14 protein-coding genes are annotated in these 20,853 nt (G+C 66.2%); 4 read left to right on the top strand and 10 right to left on the bottom strand.

The window, feature by feature from the left end; all coding sequences use genetic code 11:
• Positions 1-6: 6 nt before the first annotated feature.
• The 4 genes from SriyCCGPB3_RS09905 to SriyCCGPB3_RS09890 are packed head-to-tail and all read right to left on the bottom strand — an operon-like array spanning position 7 to position 8,617.
• Positions 7-4,593, bottom strand: a complete 4,587-nt coding sequence (locus tag SriyCCGPB3_RS09905) for an HNH/ENDO VII family nuclease (protein ID WP_350260240.1) — start codon at positions 4,591-4,593, stop codon at positions 7-9.
• Positions 4,594-4,612: 19 nt separating this feature from the next.
• Entirely contained in the window at positions 4,613-4,741 is a 129-nt protein-coding gene (locus tag SriyCCGPB3_RS09900; RefSeq protein WP_006441023.1) for a hypothetical protein, read from the bottom strand.
• Complete coding sequence (locus SriyCCGPB3_RS09895) at positions 4,738-6,354, bottom strand: hypothetical protein (RefSeq protein WP_350260239.1); 1,617 nt, start codon at positions 6,352-6,354, stop codon at positions 4,738-4,740. Before SriyCCGPB3_RS09895 ends, SriyCCGPB3_RS09900 begins: the two co-directional genes overlap by 4 nt.
• Before the next feature lie 19 nt (positions 6,355-6,373).
• Positions 6,374-8,617, bottom strand: coding sequence for a type VI secretion system Vgr family protein (locus SriyCCGPB3_RS09890; protein WP_180855144.1), 2,244 nt, complete (start codon positions 8,615-8,617; stop codon positions 6,374-6,376).
• Positions 8,618-8,845: 228 nt separating this feature from the next.
• On the opposite strand from SriyCCGPB3_RS09890, the gene SriyCCGPB3_RS09885 reads away from it, so the two are divergent.
• Entirely contained in the window at positions 8,846-9,895 is a 1,050-nt protein-coding gene (locus SriyCCGPB3_RS09885; protein ID WP_153854894.1) for a DUF1176 domain-containing protein, read from the top strand.
• 84 nt (positions 9,896-9,979) lie between these two features.
• Here the strand turns inward: SriyCCGPB3_RS09885 and recJ are convergent, their stop codons facing one another.
• From recJ to SriyCCGPB3_RS09855, 6 genes are all read right to left on the bottom strand, one after another.
• Positions 9,980-11,737 (bottom strand): single-stranded-DNA-specific exonuclease RecJ, encoded by a 1,758-nt coding sequence (gene recJ, locus SriyCCGPB3_RS09880; protein WP_350260238.1) that lies wholly within the window; start codon positions 11,735-11,737, stop codon positions 9,980-9,982.
• A gap of 160 nt (positions 11,738-11,897) precedes the next feature.
• On the bottom strand, positions 11,898-12,815 hold the full coding sequence (locus tag SriyCCGPB3_RS09875; RefSeq protein WP_350260237.1) for a phosphoglycerate mutase: 918 nt from the start codon (positions 12,813-12,815) through the stop codon (positions 11,898-11,900).
• 4 nt (positions 12,816-12,819) lie between these two features.
• Positions 12,820-13,284, bottom strand: a complete 465-nt coding sequence (gene greA, locus SriyCCGPB3_RS09870) for a transcription elongation factor GreA (RefSeq protein ID WP_026347191.1) — start codon at positions 13,282-13,284, stop codon at positions 12,820-12,822.
• Between the two features lie 8 nt (positions 13,285-13,292).
• Positions 13,293-16,535 (bottom strand): carbamoyl-phosphate synthase large subunit, encoded by a 3,243-nt coding sequence (carB, locus tag SriyCCGPB3_RS09865; RefSeq protein ID WP_350260236.1) that lies wholly within the window; start codon positions 16,533-16,535, stop codon positions 13,293-13,295.
• A 148-nt stretch (positions 16,536-16,683) separates the two neighbouring features.
• Positions 16,684-17,811, bottom strand: a complete 1,128-nt coding sequence (gene carA / locus SriyCCGPB3_RS09860) for a glutamine-hydrolyzing carbamoyl-phosphate synthase small subunit (RefSeq protein WP_032128798.1) — start codon at positions 17,809-17,811, stop codon at positions 16,684-16,686.
• Positions 17,812-18,146: 335 nt separating this feature from the next.
• Positions 18,147-18,818, bottom strand: a complete 672-nt coding sequence (locus SriyCCGPB3_RS09855; protein ID WP_433963295.1) for a 4-hydroxy-tetrahydrodipicolinate reductase — start codon at positions 18,816-18,818, stop codon at positions 18,147-18,149.
• A gap of 138 nt (positions 18,819-18,956) precedes the next feature.
• On the opposite strand from SriyCCGPB3_RS09855, the gene SriyCCGPB3_RS09850 reads away from it, so the two are divergent.
• Genes SriyCCGPB3_RS09850 through SriyCCGPB3_RS09840 form a run of 3 tightly spaced genes read left to right on the top strand, consistent with a single transcriptional unit; the run spans position 18,957 to position 20,755 of the window.
• Positions 18,957-19,718, top strand: a complete 762-nt coding sequence (locus SriyCCGPB3_RS09850; protein ID WP_433963291.1) for a 3-oxoacyl-ACP reductase — start codon at positions 18,957-18,959, stop codon at positions 19,716-19,718.
• A 4-nt stretch (positions 19,719-19,722) separates the two neighbouring features.
• Positions 19,723-20,118: a MerR family transcriptional regulator gene (locus SriyCCGPB3_RS09845; protein WP_097048037.1), complete on the top strand. Its 396-nt coding sequence runs from the start codon at positions 19,723-19,725 to the stop codon at positions 20,116-20,118.
• 55 nt (positions 20,119-20,173) lie between these two features.
• A complete protein-coding gene (locus SriyCCGPB3_RS09840) occupies positions 20,174-20,755 on the top strand; it encodes an NAD(P)H-dependent oxidoreductase (RefSeq protein ID WP_110712163.1) in 582 nt (193 codons plus the stop codon).
• Positions 20,756-20,853 lie beyond the last annotated feature (98 nt).

Below are 20,853 nucleotides of genomic sequence, written 5' to 3'. Positions count from 1 at the left end.
CACACCTCATTGTCGGCAGCCAGCAATTATTGATTGCGCTCTCGCCTTCCAATATGACTCCCTGAAGCTATCGAATTGACTTGCCAGCAGGGACGCGCTTCCATCGTTATTTCTTCTAAAACTCGGATATCGAGGCAAGGTCTGCCTCTTGTTGTTTGGATTCCTCGGGAAAGGAATATGGAGAATTGATGTATACTTCGAATGGATGGATGCCTTCACCTCAGCCAAGGAACCTCTCCGCCCATTCATCCCGGGCGCCTCGGTCATGGTCAGATGGTGCAACTGAACTGGCCGCCCATCCTTGCCAATGGGCGCCAAGCCCTCGGACATTCGATCAAGATTCGTACCACGCCTGAACTCACCCGTCTCTGCATCTTCCCACGACACCTTTCTATGAGGATTGAATGCATCATCATTCTGATAAACGGTTCTACCATCACTCGCCGTAGTCTTCCGGTACTTCAGACCCAGCGGATCGCAGTACGTAATCGCGTTTAGAGAGTATTCGTATATGCACTCTCCCGCATCGAGGCCGAGCGGATCCGGAGATATGAAGCTACCGACCAGCGGATCAAAGTATCGGTTTCTATTGTAGTAGAGACCTGTCTCAATGTCCCGATACTGCCCTTGCAGGCGAACAAAGAACTCCATCCCCCCCTGGGTGCTGTTCTCATCGGCGCCCCATGACCCGTATCTTATTGCCCACTCCTCTACTCCTGACACATCCAGCGCTCGAACTGCCGCTCCATTCGGATCCACCACAAATAGGCCCGCCCGAGCAGTACTGCATGCGGACTGATCCGCCAGCGACGCGGAGTTAGCCGGCGCCTTTCCGGTCGGGAAGGTCAAACTGGAGCCCTTCCTGCTCTCTGCCGAACGATTGAGCTGCCCGGATGTCGGAGAAGCAGTCGATTCAAGCTTGTCGGTACGCGCAGACCCCCTGAATCCCAAGGAAGATGCACCCAACTGCCCAAGTCCACCACCAAACGAGCGAGACGTTGTCCTTTGCTCTACCTCACGCCCTACTGCACTTGGCGGATCAAGAGGGGCGACAAACGATGCAGCCTCGTGCAGAGGATCGAGGGCTTCTGATACCTCCGAAATTGGACCAGATATCTTCTCTAGATCGAGAGGTCTGACCCACACCAACGGCACAAACGTCCCCGGGTAGTACACATACTCCCGCACCCGGTCATGCACCCGTTCAAGCCTCCGCTGCCGCCGCCTCATCTCTACCAGGCTGGCTACATTCCCCACCCACACCGGCGCCGCCTCTTCGGCGTCATTCGCCTGCTGCACCTCACCCAGCAACGCGTCTCCATCCCAGAAGAACCACGTCGTCTGCGTCGGATTGCGCTTGAACACGCGCCGCCCCAGCGGGTCGTAACCATAGTACGTTGACTGCCCGTTGCGGCAGCTCTCCGCCAATCGATGGTTGGCATCCCAGATCAGCGTCAGGTCATCCGGCGCATCTCCTTGCGGCGCACCCTTGCGCACCAGATCGCCCGCCCGGTCGAACACGTAGTGCACGCCCTGATAGGTGCCTTCGCGCGTCCAGGTGGTCAGGTCGTCATCGTCGCCGCCCATCACCTTGCGCGCCTGCACCTGCTTCACCTCGGTGCGCAGCCGGTCGCCGGCCGGGTCGTTGAAGTAGCGCTCGACCCTTCCCTTCGGGTCGATGTGCTGCAGCAGGCGCCCGATAGCGTCGTAGCGGTACTCGTCCACGCCTTGCGTGCTGTCGCTGCGGCGGGTCAGGTTGCCACTGCGGTCATAGTCGTAACGCGTCTCGAACAGCGGCGCAGCGTCCTTCAGTACCGACTGCGAGGTCAACAGGTTACGGCTGTCGTAGGTGAACTCGCGCTGCAACTGCGGGCTCAACTGCTCGCGCGTGGTGCGGCCCAGCGCGTCGCGCTCCATCGAGATCGGCGATTCGTCGTTGATGGCCACCGATACGGTCTGGTCGCGCAGATCGTAGCCGAACGCCACCCGATTGCCGGCAGCGGTCTCGCGCAGCACGCGGTTGCCCACTTCATCATAGGCGTAGCCCACGCGGAACCCGTCCTGCAGTTCTTCCAGCAGCTGCCCCAGCGGGTCGTACCGGCGCTTCACCGTACGCGCCGCATTGCGCAGCTCGACAATCTGTCCCTGCACGTCGTAGACGAAGTGTTCCTGTACCTGCTGACCAGGATGGCGCACATCGGGCAGCGTCTTGCGGGTGATGCGCCCGAGCTTGTCGGTGGTGAAGGCGATGCGCTGGCCCAGCGGATCCAGGGTGGCCGTCAATCGTCCGGCCCCGTCATAGGTGTAGCGCCGCGATTGGCCCCAGTAGTCCACCTCTTCGACGATGCGTCCCAGCGCATCGCGCACCAGCTGGTAGGTCTCGCCGCGCTGGTTGATGACCGCGATCAGCTGCTCCTCGGTGTCGTAACGGTACTCCACGCTCTGGCCATCGGCCTGCAGGCGCTTGCCGATCTGGCCGATGCCGACGTACTGCAGCCGGGTCTGTGCGCCCACCTCATTGGTATGTCGCACCAGCTGATCTTCGGCATCGTACTCGCAGCGCACGCCGCTGCCGTCCGGGCCAATCGTGCCCAGCAGGCGACCCTTTGCGTCGTACTCGTAGCGGCTGACCTGCCCCAGCGGGTCGACCTGGCGCAGCAGGTTGCCGAGTGGATCATGCTCAAACCGGCTCTGATGGCCCAGCGCATCGATAACCGCGGCCACCAGTCCATGACGATCATAGCGCAGTTGCGTGACCGCCTGCCGTGCGTTGGTCTGCGCCTGCAACTGGCCCTGTGCGTCGTAGTCGAAGCGGGTGGTTGCACCCAGTGGATCGGTCTGGCTGACCAGCAGGCCCTGACCATTGTATGCCTGCTGCCAGTCGACACCATCCGGCGTACGCAACGACACCATGTGATCGTCCAGGTCGTACTCCATCTGGATCGACGTGCCATCGGCGCGGGTCAGGCAGACCAGGTTGCCATGCGCATCATAGACAAACGCCGTTCGCAGTCCTTCCGGATCGGTCACCGCCACGGTCCGCCCGAAATCGTCGTACTCGAACAGCGTCACGCCATCGAGCGGATCGATCTCGCACAGCGGCAGCTGGTTCTCGTCAAACTTGACCACGCTCAGGTGGCCCAGCGAGTCGGTTACCCGGGTCTCGCGCAGCAGCGCGTCGTACTCGAAGTGATAATCGTACAGGCCACCGTCGCCCCACGAATGCACCACCCTGCCCTGCGCGTCGAACGCGTAATGGAAGGACAGCCCAACGCGGTCGGTGTGCCGCACCATGCGGTGCTGCTCGTAGGCGAAGGTGCGCGGCGCGCCCAGCGCATCGACGGCCGCCAACAGATCACCCTCGCCACTGTAGCGGTAGCTCACCAACGGATGCACCAGGCCGGTGGCCGGGTCATGCAGCGCCATGCGGTCGATGCGGCCGTGGCGCGCCTCCACCTCGATGAAACGGCCCTGCAGGTCACCGATGCCACTCTCGACGATGCGCACCAGATGGCCGTCGCGACGCTCGAACCGCCAGTGGTTACCGTGCGCGTCCTCGATGCGCTCGATCGGCCAGGACTGTGGATTCGGCAGCGCGCTCACGCCTGCCGGCAGTTCGCCGCCGAACACATACTTCAGGCCACTCTTGAAGCGCACCTGCCACTGCCCGCGCCGACGCAGCAGGCGCGCGCCATCGACGAAATCGAGGATCGCTCCTGCCTCGCCATCGGCCGGCGGCAGCTCCGGGAAGAAGGCGACCTGGTCCGGCCCGGACAGCCACACGCTGCCGTCGTCCAGCAGCTCCAGGCGGATGTCGGCCGGCGTCTGCCAGCCAGCACCGCACAGTCCCGGCTCACCCGCCCGGCGCGAGCCATAACTGCGCTGCCATGCGAAAGACAGCCGCCCCGGAATGTCGAAGTCCTGGTGACTGACCACCACGCTGCCATCGCGGATATCCACCGGCTCGGCACGCAGCACCTTGCACTTCAGGAAGCCGGAGGGCAGATGGCCCCACTTGCCGCGCCGCCAGTTGGCAAACGCATCCATCTTCTTGCGGAAGAACGCACTCTTGCGCAGCTTGCCCAGTCCGGCGAATGCGGCGCGGAACGCCAGCGCGGTCCATGACACCGTCGGCGGTCCTCCCACCTTGACGCTGGTGGGAATGGCCACGTTCAGGCCGGTCGGCAGTGACATCGCACGCAGCGGCTTCTTCGGCTTCTTCACCCGGAACGGGTTGATCATCCCGGCCAGGTTGCAGTCCAGCACCGGCATGGCCAGCCGCGAGAACGGTTCGCCGTCGGCAGACACGGTGCGGCTACCCATGAAGATTTCTTCGCCGTCGAACTGCGGGCCCATCGGCGCGGCCAGCGGCGGCCCCCACACGCCCAGTGGAATGTGGATGTCCAGGCCGCCGGTACCGGCAGTACCGCGATGCACACCGTTGACCTTGATGGTCGAGCCGATGAACGGAATGTAGTCGAACGGATCCAGCACCAGGCCGATATGCGGCGTCGGCAGCGGGCACGGCGGCACCGCGTACATGTGGATGTCGATGCCCAGCTGCGGATCGAAATGCTTGGCGGCGATGCTCACGGCAACACTCCCTGTTGCTTTACAAGGCGCGGAACAACGCGCGCAGGAACGCCTTTACTTCGTCACGGTACTCGGCGCTGATCCAGGTCACGACGATGATGCCCAGCACGATGGCCACCAGCATCACCACGGTCTTGTTCGACTTCATGCAACAGCCACTCCTGTAACGGCAGGCCCGGCCGGCGCCGCCGCGGACGCCTGCAGCAGGCCACTGGGATCGGGCAACGGCTGCATCGCCGGCGGCTCGCTCCACACCGGTATCTCGTGATCGAGCGGGTGTTCGATGGCCGGCAGGCCGTTCCAGCCCGGGTCGAGGAAATCGCGGCCGACGGCCACGATCTTGCGGAAGAACTCATCGCCGCCCTGGATCAACCGCTCGCGCTCCTGCTGGGCGCGGTGGAAACCACGCTCCAGCGCGGCATCCAGCGCTGCGTCGATGGCGTCCAATGCCGGCCGTGCGGGTCGCGGGCCGAGCGCGCGGCCCTGTGCATCGGCCTTTTCCAGCAGGCCGGTACTGGCCTGCAGGTACTCCGCGGCCACCTGCTGCAGCGATTCGCAGCGGCGCGCGTCCTGCAATTGCAGCAGGTCCCACAGCGCCTGCGGCAGCGTGGTGGCCTTGCGGTCGGCCGGTGCCAGCGGCTTGGCGATGCGGATCGCCTCCAGCAACTGGGTGCGCGCCGCTTCGCGCTGGCCCGACTGCAACTGGCACCAGCCAGCCATGCGCTGGCCCTCCAACGCGAACATCGGATGCGGAATGCTGGCCGCCGACGTCGAGGCCTGCAGGTAGGTCTGCGCGGCACGCTCGGGCTGTTTGGCGGCCAACCAGCAACCGGCCTCGCCGAACCAGCTCTGCATCACCAGTTCCGGCGCGGCTGGATTGCCGCTCGCGCGCGCGCCCTCGGCCGCGCTGCGCGCCTGGCGGTAGCTGTTGATCGCCTGGCCGTGATCGCCGTGCTTCAACCATGCACCGGCCACCATCATCTGCACCACCGATTGCTGGTCCTGCCACCCCTGCCGCTGCGCCAGCCCTTGTGCGCGCTCTGCGCGGGCAACCACCTGGGAAGGGCTGCCGCGTTCGAGCAGCAGCATCAGGTCGGCCAGCAGCTGCCGGTACAGCACTTCCGGGCCGCGGCCGCCAGACTGTGCGGCGGTATCGCGGGCGATGCCGAACATATCGATCGGCGCACTGACCACGCGCGCGATCCTGCCGTGCCGTTCCAGCAACGACTGCCAGCGCGGATCCTCCTCGGTATCCACCAGTACCAGACGCAGGCGCTGGCCAGGGCCGGCGGCCAGCGCAGCGTCCACCCAGCGTTCGAATCCCTCGCCCGGCACACAGCGCTCCGGTTCCAGCACCGCCGCCAGCAGGCGCAGGTGTTCGCCATGATGCTCGATGAAGCTCTCCAGCACCTCGACGACACCCTGTGCGCTGTCCGGATGCCCTTCGTGCGGGCCACGCCAGCCGAGCGTCACCTGCTGCGCACGCAGATCCTCCTGGCTGGCCAGGTAGCGGTCCAGCAGGTCCTGCTTGAGCTGCCGGCTGTAGCGGAAGCCAAGCTCATAGGCGGTATCGATGCGCAGGAAGTAGTCCGGCGTATCGCGGCCGGCGTCGTGGCGCTGCATCTCGAAAAACGCGGCCAGCAGCCGGCTGGCGGCGGCAGGCAGGCGCCAGACCAGCAAGCGCCGGCTGCTGTCGGCACTTGCCTCCAACCAAGCATCGCGCAATGCGTTCAGGCCGCGCAGCATGGGGGTATCCTGCATCGTGTTTCTCCCGTGCGGCTCAGCAGTTGAGCTTGATCTCGCTGCCATTGACCGAGACACCGCCCGCGTCGATCACCACTTCCGAACCACCGGCGGTGATCTTGATCGCGCTGTCGGTGATCTCGATGACCGAGCCGCCGACCTTGCTGGTGAGCTTGACTGCCGACTCCAGGCTCATCACGCCGTCTGAGCCCTGGCTATGGGTTCCGCTGGCATCCTGGCTGAAGTTGCCGGTGACATCGATGACGCGCTCACCGACGTTGCTGTCGTCCACCTTGCCCTGCACCTTGCGCTTGTCCTGGCCGGTGATGGTCACTTCACGTGCTGCCTTCAGCGTCTCCGTGACCAGCCCGCCGACGGTGCGGCTGGAGGTGGAGGTCACCGTCTCGGTCCAGGTGCCGGTGCGCTGGCTGGTGTAGTTGCCGGTCAGCGTGGTCTTGAAATCGCCGGTGATGGTTTCGGTGTAGCCAGACGCCACGATCGTCTTGGTTTCGCCGCTCTCGTACTTCTCGGTGACTGCACCGGTCACGTTGGTGGTGCGGGTGCCGGTGACGCCCAGGGTGTCGGTACCGGTGACGGTGATGCCGCGATTGCCACCAACGCTGATGTCCTGGTTGGAGCCCACGTCCATGCGGTGATTGACCGAGACGGAGGTGGATTTGTTGTTCTTGACGCTGGCGTTCTGATCGTTGAGCACGGTGGTGACCATGTCGCGCTGCGCGCGCATGTTCAGCAGCTCGCCACCGGCACCATCGTGCATGGTGATCTCGTTCCAGCCGGCGCCCTTGACCGTCTTCGACTTCAGGCCACTGACCTCCATGCCGAACGGTGGCATGTTGTCTTCGTTGTAGACGCGGCCGGTGATGATCGGCCGGTCCGGGTCACCATCGAGGAAATCGACGATGACCTCCTGGCCGACGCGCGGTGGCGAGACACCGCCCATGTCGGCACCGGCCCAGGGGCTGGCGCTGCGGATCCAGCATGAGGCGTTCTCGCGGCGATCCAGTTGCCGGTCCCAGTGGAACTGCACCTTCACCCGACCATAGCGATCGGCATGCAGTTCTTCTCCCGGCGGGCCGACCACGGTCGCGGTCTGCGGGCCCGGCATGCGCGGCCAGGGCGTGCGCCGCAGCGGGCGGTACGGGATGCGCCGACGCAGGACTTCCGCCTGCACTTCAACGCTGGGCGCTTCGGCGCTGCCGAAGTCGGCGGCGAAATTGTTGTGGCCTTCGCGCTGCACGCTGACCACGAAGAAGCTGCGATCAGTGTCGTCACGGCCGATGAAATCCGGATGCCGCTGCAGTTCGAAGCAGGACCCAGCGTCGAGCTCACCGGCATTGCCGGCGCATTCGAACAGCTTGGTCGGCCACGCCACCTCTTCATTGCGCACGGCCGCCAATGCCTGGCCGATGCGGCTGTTGGTGAAGCGTGCCGCGCCATCGTAGCGGTACTGCTCCAGCGGCGGCAGCAGGCCCAGCGGCACCTGGTTGCCCTGGTTGCCGTCCAGCGACTGGCTGGGCTGCTTGAAATCGAAACTGCGCAGGGTCTGCACGCTGGGCCCGACCCGTCGACGCGCGCCCCAGCGGTGCAGCCCGGTGCTGGCCAGCGTGCCCTGGTCGGACACGAAGGCGATCGGGCGTGGTTCACCGTGCACGGTGCTCAGCGTCGAATCATCACTGATCACCAGGGTGTGGCCTTCGTCATCGTGCACGAAGCTGTAGTACAGCCCGGCGTCCTCCAGCAGGCGGCTGACAAAGGCGAAATCCGATTCGTTGTACTGCACGCAGTACGGCAACGGCGGCAGCTTGCCGGCGTTGAGGTCGTAGCGGAACTTCGCCAGCTGCGCGTAGCTGGCGAACACCTCTTCGATGATCTGCAGCACGTTCCGGTCCTGGAAGATGCGGCAGTTGCAGGTGTAGTCGAGGAAGGCGAACCAGGGCGCCAGCTCGGCGCGGTAGGCACTGAACTGTGCCTGCTGCCCGGTGCTGGCGAACTCGCGCACGTAGCCGTGCACGCTGCGATTGCCGAACTCATCGCCCAGCTGCAGGCGCAGCGGCTGCCCGACCAGCTGCTTCAGTTCCAGCCGCGGCTGGATCGAGAGCAGGTCGATACGGTAGGTGAACGGGTTCGACACCGCCTCGCTTCCCTCGAAGCGTTTGACCAGGAACGTGTCCGGGTCCAAGGCGGTTTCGACGCGGATCAGGCGTCGGTCCTGGTGCAGGCGCTGCAGCACAGCGCCGGGGAGCAGTGATTCGGCGTACATCGGGCGTTCCGTCGTCCCATGTTGGTCGTGGCCTGACTTTGCCATTGCCGTGTGACATGCGCCAGCTTTTTGACACATCCGCGGCTGGATAAGGAGATGAATTCATTAAGTATTTTCAAGACAGCGCGAATTCCATCACAGATCGGCACCCTCAGACCCTCTCATTCAGGCTGGTCGCGACGCGCATCGGTAGGCACCATATGGCCCCGCCCATGTGTATGGACACCCATGCGTTCCTTCCTGTTTCCTGCCCTGCTGTTCCTGGTCTGCCCTCTTGCAACCGGCGCTGCAGCTCCGGCAAAGAGCCTGTACTTCCAGCACCACGACTGGGTCGTGGCCTGTGACAACACCCTGACCTGCCGCGCCGCCGGTTACGCCACCGACGAAGACAGCCCCCTGAGCGTGCTGCTCACCCGCAGGGGCGGCCCCAACCAGGCGATACAGGGACGCCTGTCGCTGCAGCCGGAAGAGGGCCAGCCCCAGCCCAAGGGCCCGCTGCACCTGCGCATCCAGCAGCAGGATCTGGGTGTGCTGGCCCCCACCAGGGGCGAAGGCACGCATGGCTTGAATGCCGCGCAGACCAGCGCGCTGTTGTCCGCGCTGGTGCGCGATGGCGGGATCAGCGTGACCGATGGCGCCGGCCATCGCTGGTCACTGTCGGACAAGGGTGCGGCAGCCGTGCTGCTGAAGATCGATGAGTATCAGGGTCGCCTCGGTACAGCCGGCGCAGTGATGCGCAAGGGCAGTACGCCTGAATCCAGCGTCCCCGCCGCCCTGCCGGTGCCGGTGGTGCGCAAGGCCGCTACCCTGGACTCGCCCCCGGACGATCCTGCGTTTGCACGACTGGCTGCTTCACCCGCCCTGCGCGCGGCACTACGTGCCACGCTGGAGGGCGACAACTGCGAAGGCCTGCAGGAAACCGATGCCGATATTCCGCTGAGCAACTCGCCGCTGGAGGTCCGCCGCCTGGACGCACAGCACGTGCTGGTCAACGTGCCCTGCTGGCGAGCGGCCTACAACAGCGGCGATGGCTACTGGGTGGCCCGCCCACAGCCGCCGTTCCAGGCACAGTGGGTGACCAGCGATGCGATCGACTACGACGATGGCCAGATCGTTGCCGCGCAGAAGGGCCGCGGCCTCGCTGACTGCATTTCGCACGCAGCCTGGACGTGGAACGGGACGAACTTCATCGCGACGTCGGAGGTGGCACCTGGGCTATGCCGGGGCGTACCCGGTGGTACCTGGGAACTGCCGATGCTGGTCAGCGAGGTCCGCTGACGCCACATAAAAAGGGGACGGAGGGGATTAAGTCGCTTGTGCCTTGTTTGCCACTTGCGACTTAATCCCCTCCGTCCCCTTTTTTCATGCGGGGAGGCAGTGCTCGACGATCAGCTGGATGGCGCTGCCGCCGCGATAGTCATCGCAGGCCAGCCGGTAGGCCAGGTGTACATGACGGGCGGGTGCGTTGCCGTGCCAGCCGCCGAAATGGATCGCGTTGATCGTGCCGGGTACGCCGGGCAGGCGCAGTTCCAGCTTCAGGTGGCGTTCCTTCAGTACGCGCCAGTTGGCCACTTCGAAGTGGCCGTCGAACAGCGGTTCGGGGAAGCCCTGGCCCCACGGCCCAGCCAGGCGCAATGCATCGGCGTGGCGATGGTCGAGCTCGTCCGCGGCCAGTTCGCCATCACTGAGTACCTGCTGCTGTAGTGCCGCCGGGTCGAGCATTTCCAGCACCACGGCGACGAAGGCGGCCTTGAAGGCATCAACGTGATCCAGCCGCAGGCTGAGGCCGGCCGCCATGGCGTGGCCACCGAAACGTTCGATCAGGCCCGGATGGCGCGCGTCGACCAGTGCCAGCGCGTCACGGATGTGCAGGCCGGGAATCGAGCGCGCCGAACCACGCAGCGTGTCGGCACCGGGTTCGGCCGGGGCGAAAGCGATCACCGGGCGATGCAGGCGATCCTTCATTTTCGACGCGACCAGGCCGACCACGCCGGGATGCCAGTCAGCGTCGAACAGGCAGGCCGCCACCGGTCGCTGCCCTGCCATGTCCAGCACCACGCGGGTCAACGCCTGCTCGGCGGCGTCGGTCATCGACTGCTGCACCGCGCGCCGTTCCGAATTGATCTGCTCCAGCGTCTGCGCGATGTCGCGCGCCTGGCGCGGGTCTTCGGTCAGCAGCAGCGCGATGCCCAGCGCCATGTCCTCAAGCCGGCCTGCAGCGTTCAGGCGTGGGCCGAGTGCGAAGCCGATGTCGGTCGCGGTCAGCCGCGCAGCGTCGCGGCCGCTGGCTTCGATCAGCGCACGCAGGCCGACACAGCCCTGCCCTGCGCGCAGCCGGCGCAGGCCCGCGCTGACCAGCGCACGGTTGTTCGGATCCAGCGCCACCAGGTCGGCGACGGTGCCGACCGCCACCAGGTCCAGCAGCGTGGTCAGGTCTGGCCCCTTGCCATCGGCGAAGACGCCGGCCTCGCGCATCTGCCGTCGCAACGCCATCAGCACGTAGAAGATCACGCCGACGCCGGCCAGCGACTTGCTGGGGAAGGCATCGCCGTCCAGATTCGGATCAACGATCACGTCAGCCGGCGGCAGCTGCGGGCCGGGAAGATGATGGTCGGTGACCAGCACCTGCCAGCCACGCGCCTTGGCCGCGGTCACACCCGCGTGGCAGGCAATGCCGTGGTCGACCGTGACCAGCAGGTCCGGCTGCAGCTCGGCCAGCTCCTCCACCAGCGACGACGACAGGCCGTAGCCGTGCACCATGCGGTTCGGCACCGCGTGGAAGACATGCCGTGCGCCGAGCATGCGCAGACCGCGCACGCCGACCGCACAGGCGGTGGCGCCATCGCAGTCGAAATCGCCGACCACCAGGATGCGCTTGTCGTTGGCGATGGCCTCGACCAGCAGGCCCACCGCATCGTCGATGCCGGTCAGCAGCTCGGGCGCATGCAGGCTGCCCAGCTTCGGCAGCGCCAGTTCCGGTGTGCCTGCGCCACGACTGGCGTAAAGCCGCGCCAGCAGCGGCAGCGTGCCTTCCGGCCAGCTGCCGGGCGCGACCGCATCGCGGCGGCGGATCATCGGCGCATCAGAGGTGGGCTGCACGGCATCGGCGGCAAGGGACATCGGCATCGCCGGTTACGAAAGACAGAGAGATGATACCGCGCGTGGGAGAGGCTGGCGGGATTGCGCCCGGCAGCTGCGGTAGTGCCGGCCGCTGGCCGGCAACCCCGGCAAACATCGGGGGTCAGAGCCGTTTTCCGATGGAAAACGGATCCGACCCCGCTCAATCGTGCAGCTGACGCGGCTTCTTCCAGAACTGCCAGCGCTGGCCACGATCCAGCTGGAACTGCAGGCCATCCTCGAAATCCAGCACCAGTCGCTGCAGCTCGCCACGCTTCAGTGCAGCCAGCAGCGGACGGATCGCATCATTGCCGAGCTGCTGCAGGGAGCGCAGCTGGCGCAGGTCGACCAGTGCATCCACCGCCTGCTCGCCATCCACGGCGACGCCTGCCGCCAGAGCCAGGCCCTGCAGCAGGGCATCACGACTGCGCACCTGCGCATGCGCCGTGCTGACCGATACCGGCATCACGCCACCGCCCCAGAACCACAGCGAATTGATCGGCTGTTGTCCCTGCGCGGCGCGCTGCTGGTTCCAGGAATGGTTGTGCAACAACACCTGCGCCTCGGTCATCAACGCCCGCCAGCGGCGACCGCCCTCGCCTTCCGGCAGGTGCGAGAACAGGTCATCGCCCAGCACCTCGTCCGGACTGTCGAAGTCCGGCAGCTCGCTGTCGATCGGCAGCCGCAGGTACCAGCGCGAGGGGTCGGGCGCGTCAAGCACGAACCCGGCATCGGCGAACAACGGCTGCAGCACCGGCAGCAGGGCCAGACAGTCGGCCAGCGTCGGCCGCAGCGTTTCGCCGTAGGCCATCATCCGCGCGCCGTGCATGTCCGGCACCATGCAGGCCGGATCGGCACGCAGCCAGCTCGCGCCGGCAGCATCGCCGGCGTCACGCTGGCGGCTCAGTGCGGCCACCGGCCAGTGCGGCGCGGCGACCGTGAAATGGCGCTGCAGCTGTGCCCGCTCGCCGGCTTCGAACTGCGAGGCGTTGGCGCGGCCCAGGGCACGCGCCACGTCATCAGGCAGCGCAGCCGCGGCAAAGCGGCTGCGCGCGGGCAACAGCAGGGTCGCCGTTGCCACCGGGTCAGTCCACGTAGCTGACGCTGACGATTTCGTACTCGCGCTGGCCGGCCGGGGCGTCGATCACGATCGAATCGCCTTCCAGCTTGCCGATCATCGCGCGCGCCACCGGCGAGGAAATCGCGATCAGGCCCAGCTTGATGTCCGCTTCCAGATCACCAACGATCTGGTACTTCTTCTCTTCGTCGGTTTCCACGTCGGCCAGGGTCACGCTGGCGCCGAACACCACCTTGGAGCCAGCGTTGAGCTTGCTCACGTCGATGATCTCGGCGTGCGACAGCTCGCCTTCCAGCTGCTTGATGCGGCCTTCGATGAAGCCCTGTTCCTCGCGCGCGGCGTGGTACTCGGCGTTCTCCTTCAGGTCGCCATGCTCACGCGCTTCGGCGATCGCAGCGATCACCTTCGGGCGCTTGACCGACTTCAGGTGATCCAGTTCGTCGCGCAGCTTCTGCGCGCCCTTCATCGTGATGGGGGCTCTCATGCATTCAACTCCTTGTGCAGCTCCTGCAGCGACCAGACGGGGCCGGTGCCGCGGAATTCCAGTGAATCCACCAGCGCCTTGGCGCCGGCAATGGTGGTCGAGTAGGTGACGCGATGCTGCAGCGCCTCGCGACGGATCGAGAACGAGTCGTTGATCGCCGAACGACCTTCGGTCGTGTTGACGATGTAGACGATCTCGCCGTTCTTGATCGAGTCGACGATGTGCGGACGGCCTTCGACCACCTTGTTGATGATCTCGCAGTCCATGCCGTGCTGCTGCAGCCATGCGGCGGTGCCACGGGTGGCGACCAGGCTGTAGCCACGCGCCAGCAGCGCCTTGGCCACCGGCAGCACGCGCTTCTTGTCCGGATCGCGGACCGAAACGAAGGCCTTGCCGACCGGCGGCGCCTTGATGCCACCGGCTTCCTGCGCACGCGCGAAGGCGGCGTTGAAGGTGCGGCCGACGCCCATCACCTCACCGGTGGAGCGCATTTCCGGCCCGAGGATCGGGTCGACGCCCTGGAACTTGGCGAACGGGAAGATCGCTTCCTTCACCGAGTAGTAGTCCGGCACGATTTCCTTGGTCGCGCCCTGCTCGGCCAGCGTCTTGCCGGCCATGCAGCGGGCGGCGATCTTGGCCAGCGGCATGCCGGTGGCCTTGGACACGAACGGCACGGTGCGCGAGGCACGCGGGTTCACTTCCAGCAGGTAGATGGTGTCGGCACCTTCATCGCTGGTCTGGATCGCGAACTGGGTGTTCATCAGGCCGACCACGTTCAGGGCCTTGGCCAGTTCCACCACCTGACGGCGCAGCTCGGCCTGGGTTTCAGCCGACAGCGAGTACGGCGGCAGCGAGCACGAGGAATCGCCCGAGTGCACGCCGGCTTCTTCGATGTGCTCCATCACGCCGCCGATCAGGACGTTGCCCTGGGCATCGGCAATGATGTCGACGTCGCACTCCACGGCATTGTCGAGGAAGCGGTCCAGCAGCACCGGCGAATCGTTGGACACCTTCACCGCGTCGCGCACGTAGCGGGCCAGGTCGGCTTCGCCGTAGACGATTTCCATCGCACGGCCGCCCAGCACGTAGCTCGGACGCACCACCAGCGGGTAGCCGATCTCGCGGGCCAGCAGCAGGGCTTCCTGGTCGTTGCGGGCGATGCGGTTCGGCGGCTGCTTCAGGCCCAGCTTGTCGACCAGCTGCTGGAAGCGCTCACGGTCTTCGGCCAGGTCGATGGAGTCCGGGCTGGTGCCGATCACCGGCACGCCGTTGGCTTCCAGCGCGCGCGCCAGCTTCAGCGGGGTCTGGCCGCCGTACTGCACGATCACGCCCTTCGGCTGTTCCAGTTCGACGATTTCCAGCACGTCTTCCAGGGTCAGCGGTTCGAAATACAGGCGGTCGGAGGTGTCGTAGTCGGTCGACACGGTTTCCGGGTTGCAGTTGACCATGATGGTTTCAAAACCATCCTCGCGCAGCGCCAGTGCCGCGTGCACGCAGCAGTAGTCGAACTCGATGCCCTGGCCGATGCGGTTCGGGCCACCGCCCAGGATCATGATCTTGTCGCGGTTGCTCGGCGCGGCCTCGCACTCGTCCTCGTAGGTCGAGTACAGGTAGGCGGTGCCGGTGGAGAACTCACCGGCGCAGGAATCGACGCGCTTGTAGACCGGACGCACCTTGTGCGCACGACGCAGCGCGCGGATGGCGGCTTCGTTGGTGCCGGTCAGCTGTGCCAGGCGTGCGTCGGAGAAACCGGCGCGCTTCAGCTTGCGCAGGCGGGCGGCGTCCAGCGCGTCGATGCCACCGGCAGCGACTTCGGCTTCGGCCGCGATGATTTCCTCGATCTGGTCCAGGAACCAGTGATCGATGAACGACAATGCGTAGATCTCTTCCACGCTCATGCCGGCGCGGAACGCATCGGCGACGAAGAACAGGCGCTCCGGGCCCGGGGCCTTCAGCTCGCGGCGCAGGGTCTGCAGGTCTTCTTCGTTGCTCAGGTCCAGGCCGGTCGGGTCGAAGCCGACCTTGCCGGTTTCCAGGCCACGCAGCGCCTTCTGCACCGACTCCTGGAAGGTACGGCCCATCGCCATCACCTCGCCCACCGACTTCATCTGGGTGGTCAGGCGGGCGTCGGCAGCCGGGAACTTCTCGAAGGCGAAACGCGGGATCTTGGTGACGACGTAGTCGATCGACGGCTCGAACGAGGCCGGGGTCAGGCCACCGGTGATTTCGTTCTTCAGTTCGTCCAGGGTGTATCCCACGGCCAGCTTGGCGGCGACCTTGGCGATCGGGAAGCCGGTGGCCTTGGAGGCCAGCGCCGAGGAACGCGACACGCGCGGGTTCATCTCGATGACGACCACGCGGCCGGTCTTCGGGTTGATGCCGAACTGCACGTTCGAGCCGCCGGTATCGACGCCGATCTTGCGCAGCACGGCGATGGAGGCATCGCGCAGGCGCTGGTACTCCTTGTCGGTCAGGGTCTGCGCCGGCGCCACGGTGATCGAGTCACCGGTGTGCACGCCCATCGGGTCCAGGTTTTCGATCGAGCAGACGATGATGCAGTTGTCCGCGGTATCGCGGACCACTTCCATCTCGAACTCCTTCCAGCCCAGCACCGACTCTTCCACCAACACTTCGGTGGTCGGCGACAGTTCCAGGCCGCGGCTGACGATCTCGACCAGCTCTTCGCGGTTGTATGCGATGCCGCCACCGCTGCCGCCCAGGGTGAAGCTGGGGCGGATGATGGTCGGGTAGCCGACGCGGGTCTGGATTTCCAGCGCTTCGTCCAGGGTATGGGCGACGGCGGCGGTCGGGCATTCCAGGCCGATCTCACCCATGGCGACGCGGAACAGCTCGCGGTCTTCGGCCATGCGGATCGCTTCGCGCTTGGCGCCGATCAGCTCGACGTTGTACTTCTCCAGCACGCCGTTGTCGGCCAGGTCCAGCGCGCAGTTCAACGCGGTCTGGCCACCCATGGTCGGCAGCAGCGCATCGGGCTTTTCCTTGGCGATGATCTTCTCGACCGTCTGCCAGTTGATCGGCTCGATGTAGACGGCGTCGGCCATCTCCGGGTCGGTCATGATCGTGGCCGGGTTGCTGTTGACCAGCACCACGCGGTAACCCTCGTCACGCAGGGCCTTGCAGGCCTGGGCGCCGGAGTAGTCGAACTCGCAGGCCTGGCCGATGACGATCGGGCCAGCACCGATGATGAGGATGGTCTTGAGGTCAGTGCGCTTGGGCATTTTCTTCTCTAAGTCAGTACAGCGTGACAAGGGGGGTGATCGCACGCTGTCGATCAGGAATCTTGATCCGCAGCGCCGCGCCAGCGGCAGCAGCGTTGCGGGGTTTACGGTCCATCGCGACGCCACCGGGGGGCCGGCGGCGTACTGATCACGCCTTGGCCTGCTCCATCAGCACCACGAAGCGGTCGAACAGCGGGCCGACATCGGTCGGGCCGGGCGACGCTTCCGGGTGGCCCTGGAACGAGAACGCCGGCACGTCGGTGCGGGCCACGCCCTGGTTGGTGCCGTCGAACAGCGAGCGGTGGGTCACGCGCAGGGTGGCCGGCAGGGTCGCTTCATCGATCGCGAAGCCGTGGTTCTGCGAGGTGATCATCACCCGGCCGCTGTCCAGGTCCTGCACCGGGTGGTTGGCACCGTGGTGGCCGTGGCCCATCTTCATGGTCTGCGCGCCCGAGGCCAGGCCCAGCAGCTGGTGGCCCAGGCAGATGCCGAAGGTTGGGATCTTCACGTCGATGAAGGTTTTGATCGCTTCAATGGCGTAGTCGCACGGTTCCGGGTCACCCGGGCCGTTGGACAGGAACACGCCGTCCGGCTTCAGCGCCAGCACTTCGGCGGCCGGGGTCTGTGCCGGCACCACGGTCACTTCGCAGCCACGCTCGGCCAGCATGCGCAGGATGTTGGTCTTCACGCCGAAATCGTAGGCCACGACCTTGTATTTGGCCGGCACGCTGACGAAGGCGTTGGCATCCAGGTCCAGCTGGCCCTCGGTCCAGGTGTAGGTCTTCTCGGTAGTGACGACCTTGGCCAGATCCATGCCCTTCAGCCCCGGGAACTTGCGGGCGGCTTCCAGTGCCTTTTCCACGTCGATGTCACCGGCCATCAGCGCACCGTTCTGCGCGCCCTTCTCGCGCAGGATGCGGGTCAGCTTGCGGGTGTCGATGCCGGCGATGGCGACCACGCCGCGCTGGATCAGCCAGTCCTGCAGCGACACCTGGCTGCGCCAGTTGCTGGGACGGCGGGGAACATCGCGCACGATCAGGCCGGCCGACCACACCTTGGACGCTTCATTGTCCTGGTCGGTCATGCCGGTGTTACCGATATGCGGATAGGTCAGCGTGACCATCTGCCGGGCGTAGGACGGGTCGGTCAGCACTTCCTGGTAGCCGGTCATGGCGGTGTTGAACACCACCTCACCGACGGACAGGCCGGGCGCGCCTACGGATTCGCCCTCGAATACGGTGCCGTCTTCGAGGACGAGGATTGCGGCTTGGGTCACGGGAATCTCACTTTGGCTACCGAGGGGGCTGCCGAAGTCACGCCTGCGCTTCACGGAAATCCGGTTGCAAAAAAGCGCGGACGTGCGGTCTGGGACCGGTCCGGCTTTCGTGATTCGGCGAGTGCGAATTGTAGCGCTGCCGGGGCGCTCGCGCCAGCGGTTATCGCACTTCATGAACAGGCGATTGCGCATTCATTTCAATCCGGCGGCGTATGCGGGCCGGAGGCGGGGTCGGATCCTTGCCCGGATGGGAAAGGCTCTGACCCCAGGCGCCCTCGGATGGGGTCAGAGCCCTTTCCGCTGGAAAGGGATCCGACCCCAGGAATCAGCCTGCCCTACTGCAGCAGGTCCCGCACCCGGTAGCTGCCCGGGGCGCGGCCCTGCAGCTGGCGGGCGGCGAACAGCGCGCCGCGGGCGAAAATGTCGCGGTTGGTGGCCCGGTGCACCAGCTCAATGCGCTCGCCCGGGCCGGTGAACTGCACCAGATGCTCACCCACGATGTCGCCGGCACGCAGGCTGGCGTAATGCGGCTCCGCCCCACCCCGCTGCGCCGCCGCGCCCAGCGTCAGCGCGGTGCCCGACGGCGCGTCTTTCTTCTGCGTGTGGTGCGATTCGACGATGTCGCAGTCCCAGCCGGCCAGCGCCTGCGCCGCGCGCTCGACCAGCTCGTCCAGTACCGCCACGCCCAGGCTGAAATTCGACGCCCAGACCAGCGGGATGGACGCCGCAGCAGCCTCCAACGCCTGCCGCTGCGCACTGGAGATGCCGGTGGTGCCCGAGACCAGGCCCGCACCCCGCTCCACGCACAACGCCAGCATCGGGTCGAAGCCCTCTGGCAGGCTGAAGTCGATCGCCACATCGAACACCGGCGCACCAGGCAATTCGCTGGCCGCGAAGAACGGCACGCCATCGACCACGCGCTGGGTCGGCGCACGGCCGGTTACCGCAGCCACGATCTGCAGGGTTTCGGGATGTTCGGCGGCCAGCCGCAGCAGGGCCTGGCCCATGCGCCCGGAGGCACCGTGAATGAGCAATCGCAGGGGAGTCTGGTTCATGCCTGCAGGCTAGCGGCAGCACGCCTGCTCCGGCAAGCGCCATCACTGCTACGCTGCATGCCCTTTCATGCAATGGATGGCAGCCCCCTCATGCAGATCAGCGAACAGCTGGTGCTGGTCACCGGTGCCGGCCGCGGCCTTGGCCAGCACATCGCCCGCGCGTTCGCGGCGCAGGGTGCACGCGTCATCGTCAACTACCACCGCAGCGAAGGCGCCGCACGTGCGCTGGCCGCCGAGCTGGGCGGGCAGGCGATCGCATTGCCGGCCGACGTCACCGACCGCAGCCAGGTGGACGCGATGCTGCAGCACGCCCTGGCGCACTTCGGCCAGGGCGTCACCACGGTGGTCAACAACGCACTCGCTGCGTTCTCGTTCAATGGCGATGCCCGCGCCGCCGCCGCCGATATCGGCTGGCCGGCCTTCCAGGCGCAGTTCGAGGGCAGTGTGCGTGGCGCACTGAACACCGTGCAGGCCGCCCTGCCCGGGATGCAGGCCCGTCGCTTCGGCCGGGTGATCAACATCGGCACCAACCTGTTCCAGAACCCGGTCGTGCCCTACCACGACTACACCGCCGCCAAGGCCGCACTGCTGTCGCTGACCCGCACCCTGGCCGGCGACCTCGGTCCACACGGGATCACCGTCAACATGCTGTCCGGCGGCCTGCTGCGCACCACCGATGCCAGCGCCGCCACGCCCGAAGCGGTATTCGACTACATCGCCGCCAACACCCCGCTGCGCAGCGTCACCACCCCGACCGAATTCGCCGATGCCGCGCTGTTCTTCGCCAGCCCGTGGTCACGCGCGGTGACCGGGCAGAACCTGGTGGTGGATGGCGGACTGGTGCGGGACTGAGCCGATGCGCATCTCCGAGGTCAGCCGCCTCACCGGTGCCAGCGCCAAGGCCATCCGCCTGTACGAGGCGCGCGGACTGCTGCCACCGGTGCCGCGCCTGAACCGCTATCGCGACTACAGCGAACAGGACGTGGCCTGGGTACAGCTGATCCGGCAGGCGTTGGCGCTGGGCATCACGCTGGCCGCAATCTCCCGCCTGCAGGGACGCGATGGACGGCTCGACTGGCCGGCGGTGCTGGCCCTGCTTGAGCAGCAGCGCAGCCGCATTGCCAGCGAGCGGGCACGGCTGGCGCAGGTCGAGCTCGACCTGCAGCAGGTCAGCGACGAACTGCAGCAGTGGCTGCGCTCTGGCAGCGGTGACTGCATCCTGCAACCCAGCGGCTGCACCTCTGGCGTTTGACTCTGTCCCTAGGGCATAGGCCAACCTCGCGCACTTTCCATTGCCCGAGGTTGCCGTGTCCCGTTCCATCCTGATCCTGCTCGGCCACCCCGACCGCGACAGCCTGTGCGGCGCCCTCGCCCAGCGCTACGCCACCGCCGCCGAAAACGCCGGCCACCGGGTACGCCTGATCGCACTGGGCGACCTTGAATTCGACCCGGTGCTGCGCCACGGTTACCGCCAGATCCAGCCACTGGAAGCCGACCTGCAGGACGCCGCGGATGCGATCGAGGCCTGCGACCATCTGGTGCTGGTCTACCCGACCTGGTGGGGCGCGATGCCGGCGCTGCTGAAGGGCTTCTTCGATCGCGTGCTGCTGCCGGGGTACGCGTTCCGCTACCGGCGCGATTCGGTGTGGTGGGACCGGCTGCTGGCCGGGCGCAGCGCGCGGGTGATCACCACGCTGGATACGCCGCCCTGGTACTACCGCTGGATCTACCGCGACCCGGGCATCACCCAGATCCGCGCGCCCCTCCTGGAATTCTGCGGCATCCGCCCGGTGCGGATCAGCCGTCTCGGTGCGGTGCGCAGCAGTACCCCAGCACAACGCAGCAAGTGGCTGGCGCTGGCAGCAGAGCTGGGTTCACGGGCCGGGTAGATCCGCGGCCATGGGCAAAGCGTGCGAACCAAGGTTCGCACCCACCTGGCTGGAAGGTTTGCCCCCCACCTGGAAGGTTCACTCCCACCTGGGGGGTA

The organism is Stenotrophomonas riyadhensis (genome assembly GCF_040256885.1).
GTDB lineage: Bacteria > Pseudomonadota > Gammaproteobacteria > Xanthomonadales > Xanthomonadaceae > Stenotrophomonas > Stenotrophomonas riyadhensis.
The sequence above is the reverse complement of the archived record's forward strand: the minus strand, read 5'-3'. Positions and strand labels throughout refer to the sequence as shown.